The sequence below is a fragment of the Streptomyces sp. NPDC050560 genome (assembly GCF_044457285.1).
Lineage (GTDB): Bacteria > Actinomycetota > Actinomycetes > Streptomycetales > Streptomycetaceae > Streptomyces.
The window spans coordinates 350,364-372,223 of the sequence record NZ_JBITGT010000010.1 but is presented as its reverse complement, the minus strand read 5'-3'; the positions used below and the strand labels follow the sequence as shown (position 1 = coordinate 372,223).

The 21,860-nt window shown below is 73.7% G+C and carries 20 protein-coding genes; 7 read left to right on the top strand and 13 right to left on the bottom strand.

What is annotated here, in order from left to right:
• Positions 1 to 7: 7 nt before the first annotated feature.
• Positions 8 to 1,123, bottom strand: coding sequence for an alcohol dehydrogenase catalytic domain-containing protein (locus ACIBIW_RS24710; protein WP_399339183.1), 1,116 nt, complete (start codon positions 1,121 to 1,123; stop codon positions 8 to 10).
• 214 nt (positions 1,124 to 1,337) lie between these two features.
• Here ACIBIW_RS24710 and ACIBIW_RS24705 point away from each other — a divergent pair, with 214 nt between their 5' ends.
• The gene (locus tag ACIBIW_RS24705) at positions 1,338 to 2,234 is read left to right on the top strand and encodes a LysR family transcriptional regulator (RefSeq protein ID WP_399339182.1); all 897 of its coding nucleotides are present in this window, start codon (positions 1,338 to 1,340) and stop codon (positions 2,232 to 2,234) included.
• A gap of 105 nt (positions 2,235 to 2,339) precedes the next feature.
• Here ACIBIW_RS24705 and ACIBIW_RS24700 read toward each other — a convergent pair whose 3' ends face one another.
• The 4 genes from ACIBIW_RS24700 to ACIBIW_RS24685 all read right to left on the bottom strand — a co-directional run bounded on the left by ACIBIW_RS24700 (position 2,340) and on the right by ACIBIW_RS24685 (position 5,979).
• Positions 2,340 to 3,455: a DUF4185 domain-containing protein gene (locus tag ACIBIW_RS24700; RefSeq protein ID WP_399339181.1), complete on the bottom strand. Its 1,116-nt coding sequence runs from the start codon at positions 3,453 to 3,455 to the stop codon at positions 2,340 to 2,342.
• Between the two features lie 147 nt (positions 3,456 to 3,602).
• A complete protein-coding gene (locus ACIBIW_RS24695) occupies positions 3,603 to 4,652 on the bottom strand; it encodes a LacI family DNA-binding transcriptional regulator (RefSeq protein ID WP_399339180.1) in 1,050 nt (349 codons plus the stop codon).
• Between the two features lie 53 nt (positions 4,653 to 4,705).
• Complete coding sequence (locus ACIBIW_RS24690) at positions 4,706 to 5,041, bottom strand: hypothetical protein (protein WP_399339179.1); 336 nt, start codon at positions 5,039 to 5,041, stop codon at positions 4,706 to 4,708.
• An 8-nt stretch (positions 5,042 to 5,049) separates the two neighbouring features.
• The gene (locus ACIBIW_RS24685; protein ID WP_399339178.1) at positions 5,050 to 5,979 is read right to left on the bottom strand and encodes a DUF6772 family protein; all 930 of its coding nucleotides are present in this window, start codon (positions 5,977 to 5,979) and stop codon (positions 5,050 to 5,052) included.
• Between the two features lie 193 nt (positions 5,980 to 6,172).
• Between ACIBIW_RS24685 and ACIBIW_RS24680 the strand changes: the two genes are divergently transcribed.
• Entirely contained in the window at positions 6,173 to 7,525 is a 1,353-nt protein-coding gene (locus tag ACIBIW_RS24680) for an MFS transporter (RefSeq protein WP_399339177.1), read from the top strand.
• Positions 7,526 to 7,602: 77 nt separating this feature from the next.
• Here the strand turns inward: ACIBIW_RS24680 and ACIBIW_RS24675 are convergent, their stop codons facing one another.
• On the bottom strand, positions 7,603 to 8,508 hold the full coding sequence (locus tag ACIBIW_RS24675) for a UTP--glucose-1-phosphate uridylyltransferase (RefSeq protein WP_399339176.1): 906 nt from the start codon (positions 8,506 to 8,508) through the stop codon (positions 7,603 to 7,605).
• A gap of 229 nt (positions 8,509 to 8,737) precedes the next feature.
• Here ACIBIW_RS24675 and ACIBIW_RS24670 point away from each other — a divergent pair, with 229 nt between their 5' ends.
• The gene (locus ACIBIW_RS24670; RefSeq protein WP_399339214.1) at positions 8,738 to 9,160 is read left to right on the top strand and encodes an acyl-CoA thioesterase; all 423 of its coding nucleotides are present in this window, start codon (positions 8,738 to 8,740) and stop codon (positions 9,158 to 9,160) included.
• A gap of 29 nt (positions 9,161 to 9,189) precedes the next feature.
• On the opposite strand, the gene larE is transcribed toward ACIBIW_RS24670, so the two are convergent.
• The 6 genes from larE to ACIBIW_RS24640 form a co-directional block, all read right to left on the bottom strand.
• On the bottom strand, positions 9,190 to 10,056 hold the full coding sequence (gene larE, locus ACIBIW_RS24665; RefSeq protein ID WP_399339175.1) for an ATP-dependent sacrificial sulfur transferase LarE: 867 nt from the start codon (positions 10,054 to 10,056) through the stop codon (positions 9,190 to 9,192).
• On the bottom strand, positions 10,053 to 11,318 hold the full coding sequence (larC, locus tag ACIBIW_RS24660; RefSeq protein ID WP_399339174.1) for a nickel pincer cofactor biosynthesis protein LarC: 1,266 nt from the start codon (positions 11,316 to 11,318) through the stop codon (positions 10,053 to 10,055). The genes larE and larC overlap by 4 nt, the downstream gene beginning before the upstream one ends.
• Positions 11,315 to 12,091 carry a nickel pincer cofactor biosynthesis protein LarB gene (gene larB / locus ACIBIW_RS24655; protein ID WP_399339173.1) on the bottom strand — a complete coding sequence of 259 codons (777 nt, stop codon included), beginning with the start codon at positions 12,089 to 12,091 and terminating at the stop codon, positions 11,315 to 11,317. The genes larC and larB overlap by 4 nt, the downstream gene beginning before the upstream one ends.
• Entirely contained in the window at positions 12,088 to 13,371 is a 1,284-nt protein-coding gene (gene larA / locus ACIBIW_RS24650) for a nickel-dependent lactate racemase (RefSeq protein ID WP_399339172.1), read from the bottom strand. Before larA ends, larB begins: the two co-directional genes overlap by 4 nt.
• Positions 13,368 to 14,105, bottom strand: coding sequence for a FadR/GntR family transcriptional regulator (locus ACIBIW_RS24645; protein ID WP_399339171.1), 738 nt, complete (start codon positions 14,103 to 14,105; stop codon positions 13,368 to 13,370). Before ACIBIW_RS24645 ends, larA begins: the two co-directional genes overlap by 4 nt.
• 318 nt (positions 14,106 to 14,423) lie before the next feature.
• Positions 14,424 to 14,897, bottom strand: a complete 474-nt coding sequence (locus tag ACIBIW_RS24640) for a MerR family transcriptional regulator (RefSeq protein WP_399339170.1) — start codon at positions 14,895 to 14,897, stop codon at positions 14,424 to 14,426.
• A gap of 123 nt (positions 14,898 to 15,020) precedes the next feature.
• Here ACIBIW_RS24640 and ACIBIW_RS24635 point away from each other — a divergent pair, with 123 nt between their 5' ends.
• The 3 genes from ACIBIW_RS24635 (at position 15,021) to ACIBIW_RS24625 (ending at position 19,546) form a co-directional block, all read left to right on the top strand.
• On the top strand, positions 15,021 to 15,908 hold the full coding sequence (locus ACIBIW_RS24635) for a polysaccharide deacetylase family protein (RefSeq protein WP_399339169.1): 888 nt from the start codon (positions 15,021 to 15,023) through the stop codon (positions 15,906 to 15,908).
• A gap of 143 nt (positions 15,909 to 16,051) precedes the next feature.
• Positions 16,052 to 18,451, top strand: a complete 2,400-nt coding sequence (locus ACIBIW_RS24630) for a SpoIIE family protein phosphatase (RefSeq protein ID WP_399339168.1) — start codon at positions 16,052 to 16,054, stop codon at positions 18,449 to 18,451.
• Between the two features lie 270 nt (positions 18,452 to 18,721).
• The gene (locus ACIBIW_RS24625) at positions 18,722 to 19,546 is read left to right on the top strand and encodes an aldo/keto reductase (RefSeq protein ID WP_399339167.1); all 825 of its coding nucleotides are present in this window, start codon (positions 18,722 to 18,724) and stop codon (positions 19,544 to 19,546) included.
• Positions 19,547 to 19,553: 7 nt separating this feature from the next.
• Here ACIBIW_RS24625 and ACIBIW_RS24620 read toward each other — a convergent pair whose 3' ends face one another.
• Positions 19,554 to 20,108 carry a MarR family winged helix-turn-helix transcriptional regulator gene (locus ACIBIW_RS24620; RefSeq protein WP_399339166.1) on the bottom strand — a complete coding sequence of 185 codons (555 nt, stop codon included), beginning with the start codon at positions 20,106 to 20,108 and terminating at the stop codon, positions 19,554 to 19,556.
• A gap of 184 nt (positions 20,109 to 20,292) precedes the next feature.
• On the opposite strand from ACIBIW_RS24620, the gene ACIBIW_RS24615 reads away from it, so the two are divergent.
• Positions 20,293 to 21,852, top strand: a complete 1,560-nt coding sequence (locus ACIBIW_RS24615; protein WP_399339165.1) for an FUSC family protein — start codon at positions 20,293 to 20,295, stop codon at positions 21,850 to 21,852.
• The last annotated feature ends 8 nt before the right edge of the window (positions 21,853 to 21,860 follow it).

Sequence of the window (21,860 nt, the reverse complement as noted above, 5' to 3'; positions counted from 1 at the left end):
CTCGCCGTCATGCCATGTGCTGCGCGCGGTTGTTGACGGCTCGGCCCATGAGGAGGGCGGTGCGCTCGTACGGACCGCCATGCTCAGCGGCATACGCAACAGCGTCATTGACGGCGTCGAGGCCGAACGTGCGGACCCGTTCCGGGGCGAGGTCCAGCGCGCCGGAGGCAAGAAGCCGGACGATGCCGACGTTCGCCGTACGCGGGTACATCCACTGACCCCGCACGGTGACCGAGTTGCGCATGATCCATGGGTAAGGGAGCGCGAAGTCGTCACCGCCGAGCATGCCGACGCCGCCCATGAGAACGACACGCCCGTACTCACGCACAGTCATGGCCGCGGTGCGCGCCACGACACTCGGGGCGCCCGGCGAGAGCAGGTCGATCACCATGTCGACCGGCCCCTCAGCCGCCGTGGACATCGCCGCACGGTCGGTGTCCCCGTCACCGGTCAGGCGGACCGGCCGTACGCGTGGGCCGAACCGTTCGGCGAGGAGGCCGAGCGCGGCGCGGCTGCGGCCCGGGGCGACCACGCGGCCCGCCCCCATCGCGAGCGCCACCGCGACCGCGCTGCTGCCGAGATTCCCGGTAGCCCCGCTGACCAGCAGCGTCTCCCCCGCTTCGAGCCCGCCGGCGAGCAGTCCGCCGTAGGCGATGACGTACACGCCGAGCGCCGCCCAGCGGGCCGGGTCGTCCAGCGCCCCGGCGGGCAGCCGGTAGACGTTCTCCGTCGGGACCCGCATCCGCTCGGCGAACGCCCCGTCGTGCAGATGGCGGGCGAGCCTCGCGCCGCCCTCACCCCGTGAACTCCAGCCCTGGAGCGCGATATCGGGCGTCAGCGCATCGTCACGCGCACGCACCGTCGGGTCACACCACACCGGGTCACCGGGACGCAGCCGGGTGGCGTCGGAGCCGACAGTGAGCACGCGGCCCACACCGCCGGTCCCGGGCACGACCGGGGGCACGAGGGGGTATCTCCGTGCACCACCGAAAACCTCAGCCGCATACGGCGCCACGGAAGCGGCCAGGACCTCGACCACAACCTCACCGCCCCCCGCCACGGGATCGGGCACGTCCCCTACCACCAGCGGAGCACCGAACTCCGTCAGAACCACTGCTCGCACGCGATGACCCCTCTCAATGGCCGTAGCTGAGATTACGACTGTGACTGCCGACACCTGCCGAGAACCGTCAACGCCCTTTGCCAGAATTCATCTGCGCCTGCGGGCACTTGGACCGGTCTGCTCGCTTCTGACGCTGTTCTCTCGAAACCGACCCTAGGAGGACGCCGGGCATGACGGAAGCGATGATCTGGCATCCGTGGTATGCGTAGGACGCATGGATGTCTCCAGTGCGGGGCTGCGGGTCCTGCGGCAGATCGCGGAGTCCGGCAGCTTCACCGCGGCCGCCGTCCGCCTGGGCTACACGCAGTCGGCAGTCTCACGGCAGGCGGCCTCGCTGGAGCGCGGTGCGGGAGCCGCGCTGTTCGAGCGCCGTTCCGACGGGGTACGGCTCACCACCGCGGGCCTGGTCATGCTGCGGCACGCCCGCACGATCCTCAGCACACTCGACACAGCAGAGCGTGACCTCACGGGCACCGTTCCGGGGACCGAGACGGTGCGGCTTGGTGTGTTCCTGAGCGCGGGCGCGGCGCTCCTGCCTCCGGCACTCGCCCGGCTCGCGGCGGCCGATCCGCAGATCACCGTCACCACGACCGAGGGCACCACGCCCGCGCTGGTACGGGCGCTGCGCGCGGGCTCCGTCGACCTCGCGGTGCTGACGTCCCGGCCGCCGCACCGGCCGTCGGACGGTGAGTCGCCGCGGCTGCACGTCGCGACCGTGGCGGACGCGGAGCTGGTCGTGGCGGCGCCCGCCGCCGGGGACTTCGCGGGGCGCACCGCGGTGCACGTCGACGAACTTGCCGACGTCGCGTGGATCGCCACCCCGTCGTCCCGCTCCGAGCCGCTGCTCGGCGTCTGGCCCGGGCTGCCCGGCAGGCCGCGCGTCGTGCACTCCGCGCGCGACTGGCTGACGAAGCTGCACCTGGTGGCCGGCGGTTTCGGTGTGACGACGGTGCCGTCCCGGCTCTCGCCCGCGCTGCCGCCCGGGGTGAGCCTGCTGCATGTCGAGGGCGCACCGCCCGAGATCCGCCGGGTCCACGTGGCCCGCCTCCCCGGCCCGCCCTCCCCGGCGGTCACGGCCGTCACCAGGGCGATCACTTCGGCGGCGCGCTGAGCGGCCGCCGCCACGCACCCGTGGAAGCCTCCGCCGCCGCGCCACCGCTCGGCACACCGCCACCCGGCGCGCTGCCGTCCCCGCGTCGCCGCCGCCGTCGCGAGGTCAGGCGGCCAGTCCGTCGATGCGGTACTGCATCACGCGGTAGTTCTGGTCGTCGAACCACTGGCTCACCGCGAGGTGGAAGTCGTCGAAGGTGGAGCCGGGGATGATGAAGCCGCCGTAGGGGCTGGCGACCGCGTTGCCCGCCTCGTTGCCCGGGGTGGTGGGGACGATGACGGTCTGCTCGGGGGTGGCGAAGAGGTCGCTGGTGGGCAGCGCGAAGACCTGTGCGCGCATCGAGAGGGCGTCCATGTTGAGCCAGGTGAAGGCGTACTTGCCGCCCATGGCGCGGAAGCAGATCTCGCCCCACTTACGGCGCGGGCTGATCGTGGTGGGGGCGTTGCCCCAGGCCCAGGCGCCGCCGGCGTAGCCCCAGGGTTCGTAGGCGGCGGGCACGCCGAGCTGGTCCTGGTGGACGCGGTGCAGCAGCAGGTCGGAGTCGACGCCGCGGTTGAAGACGGTGGACAGCACGTAGCAGTGGCCGTCGTCGGCGACCGCGTACGTCTTCTGCTGGAACTGGCCGCCGTACTGGTCGCCCGGCCACTGGCAGAGGTACTGCCAGGTCTCGCCGTTGTCGTCGGAGCGCCAGAAGCCGGAGTGGTCGGTCTGGTAGATGACGCCGCGCATGAGGTGCATGTACATCGAGCCGCCGACCGTGAAGACGTCGGAGGGGATGGCGGTGGTGCCGCCGGTGTGGCCCTCGGGGACGAGGCCCACGGCGTGGGCGCCGCCGACGCTGCCGTCGATGGTGAGGGAGCCGAGCGCCGGGTCGTGGGCGCGCAGGCCGACGGGGGCCCGCCAGTCGGGGCCGCCGACGCCGCCGCCGTCGAAGGTGTCGCCGCAGACGAAGAGCATGGTGCCGTCGGGGCAGCGGGCGGGGATGCCGAGATCCGTCCAGGGGGCCGCGAAGGGGCCGGTCTCGGCCGGGCCCGTGAGGTTCCTGATCTTGGCGCCGGTGATCGCGGCCGCGGCCCTGGAGGCGGTGGGGGTGCGGGGGGTGGCGGCGGCCGGCAGCGTGGTCGCGCCGAGGGCGGCGAGGGCGCCGAGCGAGGCCGTCAGCACGCGCCGTCGGCCGGGGCCTGCGGGCGGGGTGGGCGGGGGGTTGTCTGCACGGGCCATGGGGGGCTCCTTGGGCGAGGGGGTTCCCGCCACCACACGGGTGGGCGACGTGGTCTAAACCACCACCGATTCATGCCCATGTCAAGATCGGCGGCCCGGCGCGCGGGCGGGTCGCGCGCGGGCGGTGCGCGGACCCGGTCCCTCCGCTCAGGCGGCGCCCCGGGTCGAGGCGCGGTGCACGGGGTCGGGCGGCAGCAGGGCGGCGCGGCGCGGCGCGTCCGGGTCCGCGAGGCGGGCCAGCAGGAAGTCGACCGCGCGGGTGCCCATGGCGTGCGCGGGGAGGCGGACCGTGGAGAGCGCGGGTTCCAGATAGGCGGCGAAGGGGTGGTCGCCGTAGCCGAGCACCATGATGTCGTCGGGCACCCGGAGACCGCACTCGCGCAGGGCCTTGTAGACGCCGAGGGCGAAGTAGTCGTTGCCGGTCACCACGAGTCCTGGGTGGTTGCCGGGGGTGATCAGACCCGCCGCCATGCGGTAGGCGTCGTCGGGGCGCCAGGGCAGGCTGGCGCCGCCGGTGCGGCGGGTGGGGACCTTGATGACGAGGGAGTCGGCGGGGGCGGCGCCGAGGTCGGACAGGGCCCGCTCGAAACCGGCGATCCGCTCCGCCGTCGTACTGATCTCCAGGTCCTCCTCGAACAGCCACGCCCGCCGTACGCCCCCCTCCCCCACGGCACCGAGGACCGCGTCGTGGATGCCCTGCTCGGCGTCGATGCCGACGAAGTCGAAGCCGAGGGCCGGGATGTCCCTGCTGAGCAGGACAACAGGGAGCCCGGCCTTGGCCAGGCTCTCCCAGGCGTCAGGGCGGTTCTGGATGGGGACACCGAGGACCGCGTCGACGCCGAAACGCAGGAGCTGCTGGACGGCCTCCTGCTCGTTCTGCTCGGACTCCTCGGTGACCAGGAGCAGCACCGAGTAGCCCGCGGTGCGGCAGCGCTGCTCCACGGCGGAGATGAGGGCCGCGTAGAACGGGTTCGAGGGGTTGGTGATGACCAGGCCGACGACCATGGTGGTGCCGGAGACCAGGGAGCGGGCGTGGCTGTTGGGGTGGTAGCCGAGGCGTTCCGCCTCGGTGCGGATGGCGTCCCTGGTGGCGTCGCTGACCTGGCCCTTGCCGGCGAGCGCCCGGGAGACGGTGTTCACGGACAGGCCCAGCACGTCGGCGATATGACGCTGCGTCACCCGCTGTGGATGCACCATCGTCGTCGAGCGCTCCGTTCGGCTCCGGGTCCAACGTCCTGCCGGGCTTCGGCTCAGCTCTTGCCCACGAGGTAGATGCGCAGTTTAGCCACCGGCGCGGTGCCCGTCACACGGCACCCGAGGCGCAGCCACTGTCCGAAGCCGGTGGCGCCCCAGCTCGTGAGCCCTGGGGCGGTGACGCGGGCGGGCGGGATGTCCAGGGGGCACCAGTGGAGGCCGTCGGGTGAGATCTCGGTGGTGAAGTCGAGGGCGGTGTCCTCCCCCGCCATGTCGAGGGCCTGGACGAAGAAGCGGGCCTCGGCGGCCCAGGGCAGTTCGTACGGCTCGGTGGCGAAGTCGGCGCGTACGGTCGTGTTGCGTTCCAGGACGGCGGTGATCGTCGATCGCATGGGGGGCCTCACCAGTCCACCGAGATCAGGACGGAGTCGAGGAACAGGAAGTTCCTGACGTCCGTGTGGGTACGGACGGAGAAGTAGAAGTTGAGGAGGTTGTCGAGGGTCTGGTAGCGGTCGGGGTAGACCGGGACCGGGGTGTCGGCGAGGTCGACGACGGTGTCGTTGACCTGGAGTTCGACGTTGGCGCGGCGGGCGGTGTCGATGCGCCAGCGCAGATAGTGCCAGTTGATCTTGGTGGGGACCTCGTTGACGCACAGCTCCATGGGGTCGCCGACGTAGCGCCAGTCGCCCGGGTCGGGGGCGGTGAAGTCGGCGGCGTAGGGCAGGGCGAACTTGCCCTCGTGGTGGTCGCGCGGGGTGGGCTCGGGGACGACGGGGTACTTCCAGCGGCGGGTGAGGTTGCCGTCGAGGTCGGTGTTCTCGTAGCGCATCACGTTGTGGTAGCGGACACCGCCGTCGGAGCAGATGTCGGTGGCGACGGTGAAGGCGCCGAACTCGGCCTCGGCGGGGTGCCGGTTGCCGTCCCAGGCGACCGTGCCGGTGCGGGCGGGGCCCACGTTGGCCTCGGCCTTGAAGGCGAAATAGGTCTCGATCTGCACCTGGCCGCGTCCCGCCATGGTCAGACGGCGGATGCCGGTCGCGGTGTGCCCGGTGTGGGCGCGGCTGGCGAGCTTCAGGGCGAGGTTGCCGCTGAGGGTGCCGTGGGTGCCGACGTCGAAGAAGGTGCACGAGGAGAGCTGCGGGGGGCGGAAGTCGCGCATGTGGTCGTCGACGGTGTCGAGGTTGCCCTCGCCGTCGTAGTTGCCGAGCAGCTCGGTCCAGCCGTGGGTGGTGGAGTCGAAGCGGTCGAAGGCGAGGACGCGGGGCAGCGGGTCGAACTTCTCAAGGTCGGTGTCGCGGGCGGACGGGAGGGCGCGGGCGCCTGGGCTCATGCGGGTCTCCGGTGGGTCGGCGGCCGGCCGCTCGTGGGGCCGACCGCACCTCGGGCCGTGAACGTTAACTTTCTTTGGACCCTAGCTCTCCCTTGACGCTTCTCACAAGGCACTCCTAGCCTCACCTCGCGACCATTAACGTTAATGCACCGGGGCCGCTGTTGCCGTAGTGCGAGGTCAGGGGTGTTCTTCGATGGAGCTTCACGTCAACCGCCAGACGGTCGCCTCGACCGTGGGCACGGCCCTGGAGTGGTACGACTTCTCCCTGTACGGGACGGCCGCCGCGCTGGTGCTGCCGAAGGTGTTCTTCCCCGAGGGGAACGACCTCGCGGCAACGCTGTCGTCGCTCGCGACGTTCGCGGTGGGCTTCTTCGCGCGCCCGGTGGGCGGGGTGGTGATCGGGGTGCTCGGCGACCGGCTGGGCCGCCGGGCGATGCTGTTCTTCACGCTGGTCCTGATGGCGGTGGCGTCGACGCTGATCGGGGTGCTGCCGAGCTATGCGACGGCGGGCGCGGTGGCCCCCGCGCTGCTGGTGGTGCTGCGGGTGCTCCAGGGCATCGGCGCGGGCGGCGAGTACTCGGGCGCCCTGCTGATGTCGGCCGAGCACGCCGAGACCAGGGCGCGGGGGATCAACGCGAGCGCGCCCACGCTCGGGAACGCGGCGGGGGCGCTGCTGGCCACGGGCGTGTACTACCTGATGACGGTGGTGATGTCGCAGGAGGCGTTCGAGTCGTACGGCTGGCGCGTGCCGTTCCTGCTGAGCTGTCTCATCGGGGTGGCGGGGATCGTCATCCGGCTGCGGATCTCGGACAGTGCGGAGTTCCGTGCGGCACGCAGCGCGGGCAGGCTGCCGCGTTCGCCGCTGCGCGCGCTGTTCTCGTCGTCGCGGCGGAAGATCGCCCCGGCGATGCTGATCAGTGTGGCGCCGAACGTGATCAGCTATCTGCCGTCGGTGTACGCGCTCACGTATCTGGCGGACGACGTGGGCGCCGCGTCGTGGATCGGGCTCACCGGCCTCGCGATCGCCAACGCCCTGAAGTTCGTGACGGTGCCGACCGCGGGCTGGCTGTGCGACCGGTTCGGGCGGCGTCCCGTGATGGTGACGGGGGCGGTGTCGGCGGCGGCGCTGTTCTACCCGTTCCTCTTCATGCTGGACACCGGTACGCCTGTGGTGGTGTGGGCGGCGTTCGTGATGATCTACACGCTTTGCAACGACCTGACCCTCACCTCGCAGGCGACGATGCTCTCGGAGCTGTTCGAGGTGGAGCACCGGTACACCGGGGTCGCCCTCACCCGGGAGATCACCGGCGGTGTCGTGGGCGGCACCATCCCGTTCGTGGCGACGCTGCTGCACGAGTGGGCGGACGGGGGCCGCTGGGGCATCGTGCTCTACTCCGCGGCCCTGTGTCTGCTCTCCGCGCTCGGGGCGCTCTTCATCAAGGAGCCGCCGCATCTGCGCGGGCGGCGCGGCGGGGCGGACGCGGCGGCGCCGGTGGACGGCGTCGGCGGGGAGGCCGGTGGTGCGGGGCTCGAACGGCAGCCGTAGGCGTCGGCGGGCGGGGCACTCGTGCCGCCCGCCGACGCAGGCTCCGGGGCGCCGGGGTAACGTCCGCCGTGGGTCGGTCAGGCCGGGGGTCGTCCGGTGGGGTCGTCGGTGAGGCTGCGCAGCAGGGGGCCGTACTCGGGGTGGGCGAGGGCGGACGCCATCTGGGCCACCAGGTAGTCGGCGGGGTTGCCGGTGTCGTACCAGCGGCCCTTGATGACCTGGCCGTAGGTGGCGCGGGTGCGGGCGTAGGCGTTGATGGCGTGGGTCAGGTAGATCTCGCCGCTGCGGTGTTCGTACCAGCGCTGGGTCTGCTCACGCAGTTCGTCGATGATGCCGGGGGTGATGACGTAGCCGCCGATGGCCGCGAACGACGAGGGCGCGTCGGCGGGTTGGGGCTTCTCGACGAGGCCGGTGATACGGAGCAGGCCGCCGCCGAGGTCCTCCTGGACGAGGGGGACGCCGTAGCGCCGGGAGTCGGCCGGGTCCATGGGGAGCAGGGCGAGGACGGGGCAGCTCGTGGCCTCGTAGGCGCGGATGAGCTGCTGGGCGCGGGGCTCATCGGCGACGAAGACGTCGTCGGGCCAGAGCACCAGGAGGGGTTCGTCGCCGGTGTTGCGGGCCGCGTTGAGGACCGGGGTGCCGTTGCCGTACGGGCCGTGCTGGTCGAGGTAGGTGATGTGGCCGTGGTGGGCCAGTTCCGCGACCTCCTCGACGGCGTCGGCGTAGTCGTGCTTGCCGTCCGCGCGCAGTTGCTCGACGAGGGCGGGGTGGGGGCGGAAGTGGTCCTGGATGAGGGACTTCCCGCCGGAGACCACGATGGTGATGTCGGTGATACCGGAGGCGACCAGCTCACGGACGGTGTGCTCGATAACGGGTTTGTCGCCGACGGGGAGCATTTCCTTCGGGATGGCCTTGGTCAGCGGCAGGAGCCGGGAGCCGAGCCCTGCGGCGGGGATGACCGCCCTGCGGATCGTCGGGGGCATCTTCTGTTCTCTCCTGGTCGCGCGGGGGCGCCGTCCCTGTCCGGCACGGCCTGGCTGGTACGGCGCCGACGCTACCAACCGGCACGCCCGTGCGGCGTGCCCGCCCCGGCGCGGGCGGCGGGCCCCCGGCGGGTGTGGGGGGACGGGCCCGGTCTGGTTGACTGGTGGGATGATCGCCGTCCGCCGGTCCCGCCAGGGCGGCGTGGACGCGGGCGCGGGAGGGAGCATGGTGGCCGAGCCGTTCAGCGTGCGGATCAGTGTGCGCGGTTACGAGACCGACGCCCAGGGCCATGTGAACACGGCCGTGTATGTGCAGTACGCGGAGCATGCGCGCTGGAGCCTGCTCCAGGCCGCCGGCATCCGGCAGCAGGACCTGCTCGCGGCGGGCGTGGGGCCGGTCAACATGGAGGCGACCGTGCGCTTTCTGCGGGAGCTGCGCGCGGGCGACGAGATCGATGTCACCTGTGGTTTCGTGTGGGGCGAGGGCAAGTCCTTCCGGGTGGAGCAGGCCCTCGTACGGGCGGACGGGACGCGGGCGGCCGAGGTGGACGCGGTCAGCGGGATCATGGATCTGACGGCGCGTCGGCTGGTGGCCGATCCCCGGGCACGGCTGCGGGAGTTGGCGAAGGACCCGGGCCTGCTCGGTCTCTGACGGTGTGTCGGGGCACGGTGCTGACGCGCCTAGTGGGGTTCTGTGTTGAGGCGGCCGGAGCGGAACACGTCCGTGGTGACGCGGTGTTGGTCGAATCCCGCGGTGCGCAGGGCCGCGGTGAGGCCGTCGAGGCGGGCGAGCCCGGCGAGGGCGGGGGCGTCGGCCTCGACGCGTACCGTGTCGCCGAGGTCGCGGACCCTGAGGTCGCGCACGGCGAGTCCCGCGTCGCGCAGCAGGGCGCGCACCGCGGTCTCGGCGCGGTCCACCCGGGCGAGCCGGTGCCCCGTCACCTCGATCCCGTAGCGGATGCGGCTGGCCAGGCACGGCTGGGCGGGCTTGTCCCAGGTGGGCAGCGCCCAGTGGCGGCTGAGGCGGCGCACGTCGGACTTGGTGAGCCCGGCCTCGCGCAGCGGTGCGTGGATGCCGAGTTCGGCGGCGGCGCGGATGCCGGGGCGGTGCGGGTCCGCGGCGTCGTCGGCGTTGGTGCCGGTGGCGCAGTGCGGGAAGCCGTGCTCCGCGGCGAGTTCGGCGACGGCGGCGAGGGAGTGCGCCTTGCAGAAGTAGCAGCGGTCGGTGCCGTTGGCGCGGTAGCCGGCGCTGTCGAGTTCGCGGGTGCGCGGGGTGAGGTGGGTGACGCCGAGTCCGGCGGCGAAGGCGCGGGCCGGGGCGAGTTCCGCGGCGGCCAGGGACTCGGAGACGGCGGTGACGGCCAGGACCCGGCCGGGGCCGAGCGCGCGGGCCGCGGCGGCGACGACCAGGGCGGAGTCGACACCGCCGGAGAACGCCACGGCGAGCGGGCCTGTGGGGGTAATCGCGGCGAGCAGCCGCTCGGCGAGTTCTGCGGGGTGCGGGGCGGGCGCCGGGTCGCAGGTGTGGGGTGCGGGGTGGCCGTTCATGCGGTGGGGTCCTCCTCTTCCGGGGCCCGTGTCGCGGGTCGGGCCCGCGGGTGGTCGCCTTCGGCGGGTGGTTGCGGCGCGGGAACGAGGTCGGGCGGTGGGGTGTCGTCGGCCGCGCGGCGGGCCCGGTGGGCGATGGTGGCCAGCGGCAGGCCGAGGGTGCGGGCGGCGCGTGCCACGTCGTCGTGCTCGGGCTTGTGGCCGTACGGGCCGTGCTTGAGGCGCACGGGGCAGCCGTCGACGTCGACGGTGGTGAAGGCGCGGGGCAGGGCGGTGCGGCGGTGTGCGGTGCGGCGGATGCCGAGGCTGCCGGTCTCGCGCAGCACGAGCAGGGCGAGGGCGTCGGCGCCCGCGGGGCGGGTGAGAACGTGGAGGATGTGCCCGGGGCGGCCCTTCTTCATGACGGCGGGCGTGGTCCAGGCGTCGAGGGCGCCCGCGTCGAGGGCGAGTGCCATGGTGTGGGCGAGGGTCTCGGCGGAGACGTCGTCGAGGTTGGTGGTGAGGGTGAGGACGTCCTCGCCGGTGGCACCCGGCCCGTCCCCGGTGGTGGCGGGCGGCTCCCCGAGGGTGACCGCGGTGATGTTGGGGCGGTCGGGCAGGCGGCGGGTGCCCGCGCCGTAGCCGGTGGCACGTACCGTCATGGCGGGCGGGGGCCCGTAGCGGGTGCCCGCCGCGCGCAGCAGGGCGGCGCCGGTCGGGGTGACGGTCTCCATGGGCAGGTCGCTGCCGGTGACGGCGGCGCCGGTCAGCAGGGCGAGGGTGGCGGGGGCCGGTGCGGGGATGATGCCGTGGGCGGAGTCGACGCGCCCGGTGCCGAGCGGCAGCGGCGCGCTGAACACCGCGGTGGCGCCGAGGTGGTGCAGGGCGGCGGCGCAGCCGACGGTGTCGACGATGGTGTCGTGGCCGCCGATCTCGTGGAGGTGCACGGTGTCGGGGTCGGCGCCGTGCAGCCGGGCCTCGGCCTCGGCGAGTGCGGTGAGCGCGGCGGTGGCGAGCGCGGCGACGGGCGCGGGCCCGGCGCGGCGGGCGAGGGCGAGGAGGTCGGCGGCGCGGCGTTCTGTGGCGTCGTCGGTGACGTGGACGCGGGCGCGGGTGGCGCGGATGCCGTGGTCGGTGGTGGTCTCGGCGGTGAGGTCCCAGCCGGTGAGGCCGGTGGCGGCGATGGCGGTGCGCACACGGTCAAGGGGGGCGCCCGCGTCGAGGAGGGCGCCGAGCAGCATGTCGCCCGCGAGGCCGGTGAAGGGGTTGATCCAGCAGATCATCGACGGCTCCCGCGGCCCGGTGGCGGCGCGTCCTCGGGTGTGCGGGTGCGGGCCGCGGTGGCGGCGAGGCGGTGTACGGCCATGGCGGCGCCGAAGCCCGAGTCGATGTTGACGACGGTGACCCCGGCGGCGCAGGAGGCGTGCATGGCGAGCAGCGCGGTGACCCCTTCGAGGGAGGCCCCGTACCCGGTGGAGGTGGGCACGGCGACGACGGGGCAGCCGACGAGGCCGCCGACGACGCTGGCGAGGGCGCCTTCCATGCCCGCGACCACGATGACGGCGTCGGCCGCGGTGAGCCGGTCGCGCACGGCGAGGATGCGGTCGAGCCCTGCGACGCCCGCGTCGTGGACGGTGTCGGTGGCGAGGCCGAGCGCGGTGCAGACGGCGGCGGCCTCGGCGGCGACGGGCCGGTCGGAGGTACCGGCGGAGACCACGGTGACGGCGAACGTGCCGGTGGCGGCGGGCCGGTGGGTGAGCAGCCGGGCCTCGGGGTCGTAGCTGCCGCCCGGCACGGCGGCGCGGACGGTGTCGGCGGCGTCGGGGCCGAGGCGAGTGGCGAGGACGGGTCCCGTGTTGTGCCGCAGCAGCCCGGTGACGATGGCGGCGATCTGCTCGGGCGTCTTGCCGGGGCCGTAGACGACCTCGGGCAGGCCCTGGCGGCGCTCGCGGTCGAGGTCGAGGCGGGCGAAGCCCAGGTCGAGGATGCCGCCGGGGTCCCCGCCCGCGGCGGGAGGGGGTGCCGGGGGTGTGTCGGGCGGTGGTTCGGGGGTCATGCGGTGCTCTCGGCGATGTAGGGGATGGTCTGGGGGCCCTCGGGCAGGACGCAGGCGCGGGCGCCGGGACCTGCCGCGGCGAGCGCGTCGGCGAGGGCGGCGGAGACGTCGGGGGTGCTTTCGAGGTGGGCGGAGGCGAGGTCCGTGTCGCTGAGGTGTGCGCTGTGCACGACGACCCGGTTGGCGCTCTGGATACGGGCCTGGATCTGGACCTGCCACTGGTCGGGGACGGTTTCGCGGCGGGCACTGATCTCGTCGAAGAGGGCGCGCGGGGAGTCGGCGGAGGCGAGGACGGAGCGGTAGGAGCCGTGGTCGGGGAAGCCGTCGCGGCACTCGGCCGCGCAGATGATGGTGCCGCCGGGGCGTGCCACCTTGTGGGCGGCGGACATGCCCTTGACCGCCTGGTAGAGGTTCTGGTCGAGCGGGAAGCCGGAGTTGGTGGTGACCACCACGTCGAACGGGGCCTCGACGGGCCGCATCGCGAGCTGCCGGGCGCGGGCGGTGGCGGCGCGGTGCATGGCGGGCAGGTCGCCGCCGAACGCCTCGACGACGTGTTTGTCCCGGTTGAGTACGACGTCGAGGGCGAAGGTGACGCCGGTGGCCGCGGCGATGGCGCGTACGTCGTCGTGGACGGGGTTGCCGTCGAGGACGCCCCAGGTGGCGTCGGGGTGGCCGATGCGGCGGGCGTCGTGGAGGACGAGGACGGTCTCCAGGGCGGCGAGGCCGGGCGCGACGAGTTTGGGGCCGCCGGAGAACCCGGCGAAGAAGTGGGGTTCGACGAAGCCGGTGGTGATACGGACGTCGGCGTCGGCCCATGCGGTGTTGAGCCAGACGGGCACGTCGTCGCCGAGGCGGCCCATCCAGGTGAGGGAGGCGCGGTCGCGGGCGTCGTGGTTGACGACGCGGACGGTGTCGACGACCGAGTCGCCGAACATGCGGCGCAGTTCTGCGGGGTCGTTGCCGCGGTGGGTACCGGTGGCCACCAGCACCACGATGTCCTCGGGGCGTACGACGCCGTCGAGTTCTTCGAGGAGGGCGGGGATCATCAGCTCCCTGGGCTGGGGGCGGGTGCCGTCGCAGGCGGAGATGGCGACGGTCTGTCCCGGGGCGACGCGCTCCCGCAGCGGCGGCCCGGCGACGGGGTGGCGCAGCGCGCGGCGGATCTCGACGGCCTGGTCGGCGGCGGCCGGGTGGTGGACGGGTTCCACGACGGTGGTGACGGCCGGGTCGTAGTCGAGGGGCAGGCCGGTCTCGCCGTAGGCGAGGGTGACACGGTTCATGGGCTGTCCTGGAGGTCTGTGCGGGTGGCCGGCGGCCGGGCGCCGGGCGCGGCGGCGGGGTCGAGGTGGGTGCGCAACCACTGCTCGGTGGTGCTGACGTGGACGAGGGAGGCGGCGTGCGCGAGCGCGGGGTTGTGTGCGGTCAGCGCGTCATGGATGAGCTGGTGCTCCTCGACGGTGTGGTGGGAGGCCCTGGTGTCGACGAGGCCGCGCCAGATGCGGGCGCCGAGGGTCCTTCCCGCGATGCCGTCGAGGAGGGTGGTGAGGGTGGCGTTGCCGGTGGCGGCGACGATGGCGCTGTGGAAGTCGGCGTCGTGCCTGTTGAGTTGCTCGGGGTCGTCGATGTGGGCCCGCATGGCGGCCAAGTGGCCCGCCACGTCGGCGAGTTGGGCCGCGGTGATCCGGGTGGCGGCGAGCGCGGTCGCGGGCGGCTCGAACAGCCGCCGCACTTCGAGGAGTTCGAGGACGGTGTCGCCGCGGAGGAGTTCGACGGCGTCGGCGATGCCGTCGAGGAGCACGGCGGGTTCAAGGCTGGTGACGTAGGTGCCGTCGCCGCGGCGGATCTCCAGGACGCGCACCGCGACCAGGGCCCTGACGGCCTCCCGGGTGAGATTGCGGGAGAGGCCGAGCGCGGTGGCGAGCTGCTGCTCGGGCGGCAGCTTGGCGCCGGGCGGCAGACGCCCTGAGCCGATCATCTCCCGGATGCGGAGGATCGCCTGGTCGGTGAGGGACATACGGGGATGGCCTCCGGGGGCGGGAGGGCGCGGCTGCGGTTCGTGGGTTGTCGTCGGTGGGCTGTCGTGGGTGGCTCGGTGCCAACGTAACGCGACATCCCATGTCTGGGAAGACGTGAACCGGGGTCGACCGGTCCGGGCGGTGGGGGAATCACCCCGCAAACGACGCAAAACGACGCAATACGGGACCGGTCGGAGGGAGTGGCGATGAAGCGCCACGGTGACCACCCGTACGACCCGGCCCGAGTCATCCCATGTCCTGAGGGCGCGACCATCGGCTCCCTCCCCCACACCCCGTATCGGGCGGACGCGTGGCAGTCAGGCGACCCCGGACACGGACGCCGACGCGAGGCCCCCGGGCTGGGGACCGGAACCGGAATCACCGGAGCCGGAACCGAGATCACTTGAGTCGGAGCCGGGCCCGGTCCCGGGGTCGTACGCCAGCACGGCGTCCAGGTACTCCGCGATGGCGTCCCTGTTGTGCACGAGGCAGGCGATGCGCTCGGTCATGCGGTCCCGCTCGCGCTCCAGGGTGGCGATCATCTCGGGGGTGGCGTCGGGGAAGTAGATCTCCCTCGGTTTGTCGAGGCAGGGCAGGATCTGCCGGATGATGCGGGTGGGCAGGCCCGCGTCGAGCAGTCCCCTGATCTGCAGGACGCGGTCGGCGAAGCGCTCGTCGTAGTCGCGGTAGCCGTTGGGCGAGCGGCCGGCGGCGATCAGGCCCTGCTCCTCGTAGTAGCGCAGCAGTCTGCGCGGGGTGCCGGTGCGCTCCGACAGCTCCCCGATACGCATGTGACCCACCTCACATCCGACGGGCGGTGCCCGCGTTGACCCTCACATCAATGTGAAGGTTTCACCATAGCCGGAACCGGGCCGGAACCGGGCCGGTGGCGGCCCAACTACCAGGAGAGCGCCATGGACAACGAGCTTTTCGACTACAGCCCCATCACCGAGCGGCCCCCGCTGCGCTGGCCGGGCGGCGCCCGTGTCGCGTTCTACGTGGGCCTCAACGTGGAGCACTTCGAGGTCGGCAGGCCGGCCATCAGCATCTCCGACAGCACCAGCGCCCTGGCGCCCGACCCGCTCAACCACGGCTGGCGGGACTACGGGCCCCGGGTGGGCTTCTGGCGGACCATGGAGGCACTCGACCGCCACGGGGTGCGGGCGAGCGTGCTGCTCAACTCCGATGTCGTGCACCACTATCCGCAGATCGTGCGGGCCGGGGTGGAGCGCGGCTGGGCGTGGCTCGCGCACGGCAGGAACAACTCGCGCTTCGAGACCGGGATGACACCGGACGAGGAGCGCGCGCACCTCACGGAGGTGGTCGACACCATCGCCGGGGCGACCGGGGCCAGGCCGCGCGGCTGGCTGGGCCCCGGGCTCACGGAGACGTTCCACACCCCGCGCATCCTCGCGGACCTCGGGTTCGGCTATGTACTCGACTGGACCAACGACGACCAGCCGTACCGGCTGAACGTGCCGGGCATGCTCAGCGTGCCGTACGCCATCGAGGTCAACGACATCACCCTGTTCGTCGGGAAGAACCTGTCGGGCCCGGAGTACGTGCGGATCGTCAAGGACCAGTTCGACCAGTTGTACGCGGAGTCGGACGCGGCGGGCGGCGGCCGGGTGCTGCCGCTCGTGCTGCACCCCTTCGTCATCGGGCAGGCGTTCAGGCGGCGCTACCTCGACGAGGTGCTCGCGTACGTGGTCGGCCACCCCGGGGTGTGGGTGACGACAAGCGACGAGATCGCCGCGCACTACGCCGCGACGGTGCCCGACGCGGGGCCGCCCGGCGTGTGACCTGCGCGCCCGTCGGCCCCGGCGCCCGCGCCGACGGGTGCGCGGAGTGCGGGTGGCGGGGCCGCCGTCACGACTGCCGGGGGAACGAAACGGGTATAAGGAATCTGTTACCCATTTCACTCGCAGTGACCCGAGGAGCGAGCATGGCCGCTGGTGCCGGGGGCGCCCCCGACCCGGGCGTCGGGCCCGAGGAGGCCGCGGCCGTCGTGGTGGACGCGGGGGCCACGGTCGTGTCGTGGCCGGACGCGGCGGAGCGGCTGCTCGGCACCGGCAGGCGGGAGGCCGTGGGCCGCCCGCTGTGGGAGCTGCTGGTACCCGCGCGGGACGCGCCCGCGCCCGCCATGGACGCGGAGGAGCCGTTCCGGGGCAGGGGCGAGGCGCGTGGCGGGCTCCCGGTGGTGTTCACGGTGCTGCCGCAGCCGCCGACGCCGTACCGGGTGGTGCTGGTGCGCTCCGCGGCCGCGGAGCTGGAGGACGAGCGGGCCCTGTCGGTGCTGCGGGCGCTGATGCGGCAGGACCGCGTGGGGGTGGGGCTGCACGACCGGGACCTGCGGCTGGTCCTCGGCAACGCCCCGGCCGCCGAGCTGAGCCTGCCCGACGTGCGCACGGGCGCGAAGTGGGACGAGGCGCTGTTCGCGCCGGACGCGAAGGCGCTGCGCAGGCTGCTCACCGAGGTGCTGCGCACGGGCGAGCCCGCGCAGGCCAGGCGGCAGTTGCTGCGGCCCGCGGACGCCCCGCTAGAGCAGCCCGGGAGCTACGCGGTGTCGGCGTTCCGGCTTGAGGACGCGCGGGGCCGGCCCGCGGGCGTGCTGGTGCAGGCGGCGAACACCACGGAGCAGCAGCGCGACCGCGAGCACCTGGCGCTGCTGTACGAGGCGGCGGCGCACATCGGCTCCCGGCTCGATGTGCGCAGTACCGCGCAGGAGCTGGCGGACGTGCTGGTGCCGGCGCTCGGCGGCCTGGTGACGGTGGACCTCGCGGAGGCGGTCTTCGCCGGGGACGAGCCGCCGCGGACGCTCGGCGGCAGAACGCCGCACCTGGTGCGGGCCGCGGTGGCGACGGCGAGCGGGGAGTGGCCGCAGGACCTGCTGACGCCGGGCGACTCGTATCCCGCCGTGCCCGACAGCCCGGAGCTGCGGCGGCTCCAGGAGGGCCGGATGGTCACGATGCGGCGCCCGGAGATCGAGCGGGCGCTCGGCGGGGGTTCGCTGGTGCGGCGGCTCGTGCCCGAGCGCGCCAGCTCGGTGACGGTGGCACCGCTGCTGGCGCGCGGCCGGGGCCTCGGGACGGTGTCCCTGTGGCACATGGGCCTGTCCGAGCCGGTGGCCGACGAGCTGCGGCTGCTGATGGAGATCTGCTCGCGGGCGTCGCTCGGCATCGACAACGCGCGCCGCTACACCCGGGAGCACCGCGCCGCGGTGGCGCTACAGCGGCGGCTGCTGCCGAGGGCGGTGACGGACACCCCGGCGCTTGAGGCGGCGGGGACGTACCGTCCCGCGGCGGGCGGCGCGAACATCAGCGGGGACTGGTACGACGTGATCACGCTGCCGTCGCTGCGGGCGGCGCTCGTGATCGGCGACGTGATCGGGCACGGGCTCACCGCCACCGCGACCATGGGGCGGCTGCGCACCGCGATCCTGACCCTCGCGGATCTGGAGCTGGACCCCGCGGAGGTGCTGACCCGCCTCGACGACCTGGTGCAGCGGCTCGCGGCCGACTCCCCTGGCGACCATCCCGACACCTTCGGCGCGACGTGCCTGTACGCGGTGTACGACCCGGTACAGCGGAATCTGACGGTGGCGAACGCGGGGCATCCGCCGCCGCTGATCTCCGAGCCGGGCGCCGAGCCCGCCTTCATCGACGTGCCGCCGGGGCCCCCGCTCGGGGTGGGCGGGGTGCCCTTCGAGTCGGTCACCCGGCAGATCGCGCCCGGCAGTGTGCTCGCGCTCTTCACGGACGGGCTCTTCGGGCCGCGGGGCGTGGGGGTGGACACGGGGCTCACGCGGGTCAGGGAGCGGTTCGGGTCGCTGCAGGAGACGGGGCTCGGGCTCGGTGAGATCGGCGACGGACTGCTGCGCGGCACCGGCGGCGACAACCCGCCGCGGGACGACACGGCGCTGCTGGTGGCGCGCACCAGGACGGTGCCCGCGGCCGACACGGCGCACTGGCAGCTCCCGGCCGACCCCAGCTCGGTGGGGGTCGCCCGGGAGGAGGCGACGCGGCAGTTGGAGCGGTGGGACCTGGAGCATCTGACGCTGCCGACGGAGCTGATCGTCAGCGAGCTGGTGACGAACGCCGTGCGCTACGCGGGCGGCCCGGTGGGGGTGCGGCTGATCAGGGGCCCCGTGCTGATCTGCGAGGTGTCCGACCCGAGCAACACCCAGCCGCGCCTGGTGCGCGCCACCGACACCGACGAGGGCGGGCGCGGCCTGTACATCGTGGCGCAGTGCGCGTCCCGGTGGGGCAGCCGCTACGGGCAGCGCGGGAAGACGATCTGGACGGAGCAGTCGCTGCGGCCGGGGGCGCTTGACCTGCTGCCCTGACCTGCTCTGCTGCCTTAGGCGAATGGCAGCCGCGGTCGACGCGCGCGGTGGGCGGTGGGCGGTCGACGCGCGGTAGGCATGCGGCGGCCTCGGCCGGAAATGGCAGCGGTTTGCCGTTAACCCGCGCATGCAATTATTGTGCTCGAAAGTAACGCGCTCGCGCGGTGTGAGTGTCCGGCCCCCGGGCACTCGTGCGGCCGGACGGGGCGAAGCCGCCGACCGGTTCCCGTCCGTGTCCACGCGCGGCGCCACACCGTCCAAGGAGAACTCGTGCCTTCCGTCCCCACCGTGACCCTGAACAACGGCGTAGTGATGCCCCAGCTCGGCTTCGGCGTCTTCCAGGTGCCCGACGACGAGACCGCCCCGGCCGTGAGCGAGGCGCTGGCGGCGGGCTACCGCAGCATCGACACCGCGGCGCTGTACGGCAACGAGCGCGGCGTCGGTGAGGCCGTGCGGGCGTCGGGGATCGCCCGCGAGGAGCTGTTCATCACGACCAAGCTGTGGAACTCGGACCAGGGCCACGACGAGGCGCTGGCCGCCTTCGACGCCTCGCTCGACAAGCTGGGCATGGACTACGTCGACCTCTACCTGATCCACTGGCCCACCCCGGCCAGGGACAAGTACGTCGACACCTGGCGGGCGTTCGAGAAGCTGCTCGCCGAGGGGCGCACCCGGGCCATCGGCGTGTCCAACTTCCAGCCCGCCCATCTCGACCGGCTCGCGCAGACCTCGGACACCGTGCCCGCGGTCAACCAGATCGAGCTGCACCCGGGGCTCCAGCAGCGGGAGTTGCGCGAGTACGACCGGGCGCACGGCATCGCGACGGAGGCGTGGAGCCCGCTCGCGCAGGGGGCGCTGCTGAAGGCGGACACGGTGACCGGGATCGCCGGGCGGCACGGTGTGACCCCGGCGCAGGTGGTGCTGCGCTGGCACCTCCAGATCGGCAACGTGGTCATCCCCAAGTCGGTGACGCCCGAGCGCATCCGGCAGAACATCGACGTCTTCGGCTTCGAGCTGGACGAGTCGGAGCTTGCCGCGATCGACGCCCTGGACGAGGGCATGCGCACCGGCCTCGACCCCGACACCTTCAACTGACGGGCCCTCAGGAAGCAGTGGGGCGGCCGCCTTCGGGCGGCCGCCCCGCGTCGCGTCCGGCCCCGGCGGCGGTGTCGGTGTCGGTGTCGGTGTCGGCGAGGTCTTCGAGCAGCCCTGCGACCGCCCCCACCACCTGACGCTCCGCCGTGGTGAGCCCAGCGAGGGCCCGCGCGAGCCACGCGTCGCGCTCCGCCATGTCGCGGGTGAGGGCGGCGCGGCCGTCCGTCGTCAGGTCGAGCACCCACTGCCGCCGGTCCTCGCGCGAACGCACCCGTGAGACGAGCCCGTCGCGCTCCAGTTCGGCGAAGACCCGGGTGAGGGACTGCGGTTGCTGGTGATCGGCGGCGGCCAGCGCCCCCGCCGACATCGGGCCGCCGCGCCACAGGTGCCCGAGCACGGACAGCTTGTTGGCGCTCAGCGCCTCGGCCGAGCGCTCGGCGCGCAGCCGCCGCCCGAGCCGCATCACCGCGTGCCGCAACCGCGCGGCCTCCACGGCGAGTTCGTCACCGTCACCCCGGGCGGGAGCCCGCCGCCGCGGTACGTCGCCCCGTCCGGCCGCCATGACCACCTCCTCCGCCCTCCCTCGCCTTCCCTGCCGTGCCCGGGCATTTTCCCATCTTCCCCATTGCTACGTTAACTCTTACTATCATCGCGAGCGATGATGCCTGGAGAAGCCGTATTTCCAGGAACTTCACACCCGGGATGGTAATGGGATGCGTACTGTTTTGGCTCGTGTTCTGCGGAGGGTGTCCGAGGTGGACCCCGGGTGGGAGGGGCTGCGCGCGGCGGTGGTGACCATGGCGTCGGTGCTGGCGTCGTACGGCTGTGCGCTGCTGCTTGAGCGGCTTGCGGGGCTCACCGTGGAGACGGTGATCGCGGCGGTGGTGCTGGCGGTGCCGTCGAGCCGGGTATTGCAGCGCCGGCACCGCGGCGGGCTCGCCGTGGCACTTGTCACCCTGCCGCTCGCCGCTGTCTGCGCGGCGGGCATCGGCCGCACCCTGCACTCCGGCACCGGTCTGGGCGACGTCCTGTTCGTGCTGGTCGCGGCGGGCTCGGTGGCGGTCAGACAGTTCGGGCCCGCGGCGGCGCGGGTGGGCACCCTCACGGTGGTGCCGCTCGTCTCCTCGCTCGTGGTGGACCCGGGCCCAGGCGCCGGGCGGGCGCTGTGGGCGGGGGTCGCGGGCCTCGTCGCGTGCTGCTGGGGCACGCTGCTGCCCCGGCTCGCCGAGCGCGTCGGCCTCCTGCGGCGCACCGGCACGGCGGCGCTGGCGGCGGCCCCGGCGCGGCGCGCGGGGCGGCGGGTGGCGCCCGCCGACCGGCTCGCGCTGCACATGGCGTTGGCGCTCACGGCCGCGTTCGTGGTGGGCCGCGCGCTGTGGCCCGGGCACTGGAACTGGGTGGTGCTCACCGCGTTCATCGTGTGCAGCGGCGCGCGGGGCCGCGGCGACGTGGTGCTGAAGGGGGTGGAGCGGGCGGTGGGCGCCGCCGCGGGCACGCTGCTCGCGCTGCCGCTCGCCGCGCCCTTCGGCCCCGGGGAGTCCGCGCCGGTGGTGCTGATCTTCGTGGTGATGGCCCTCGCCACCTGGCTGCGCTCCGTGAGCTACGCGTACTGGGCGGGCGGCGCGACCGCCATGCTGTCCCTGCTGTACGGCTGGCTCGGGCAGGACGCCGCGGATGTGCTGGCGACCCGGCTCGCGGCCATCACCACCGGCGCCGCGCTCGGTATGGCGGCGTCCTGCCTCGTACTGCCGCTGCGCACCCGCGACGTGCTGCGGGCGCGCACCGCGCCCGTGCTCGCGGCGCTCGACGCCCTGCTCGCCGCCGACTGGGCGGACGGCCGCTCCCCCGCGCACGCCCGCGACCTGCTCGCAGCGCGGGCGGACGACCTGGAGGCCGTGGCGCGACCGCTGCGGGCACACCGCGCGCTGCGGTCCCGGTGGCGGCCCGGGGCGCCGCACCGTGCGGACGCGGTGGACGCCGTAGGGCGGCTCGGCGCCCCGGTCGCCGCCCTGGCGCGGCTCGCGGCGGCACACCCCTCGGCCGCCTCAGAACCACCGGTGGCGGCGGCGCTGCGGGGCGTGCGGTCGAACACGGCGGCGGTACGGAGGGCGCTCGGCGCCAGGCCCGGGGCACCGTACCGGCCGGGCGCGGTGCCGTCGGCCGGGGCGGCGCGGGGCCCGGCCGCCGAGGCGCTGGCCGCGCTCGCCCGGATCGACGCCGAACTCGCCGTCTGCGCCGGGGTGTTCGGCCCACCACCGGCTCCGCCCCGCGGCACCGGGGGCGGGGTGGAGGTGGCCGTGGGGTGAGGGGATGG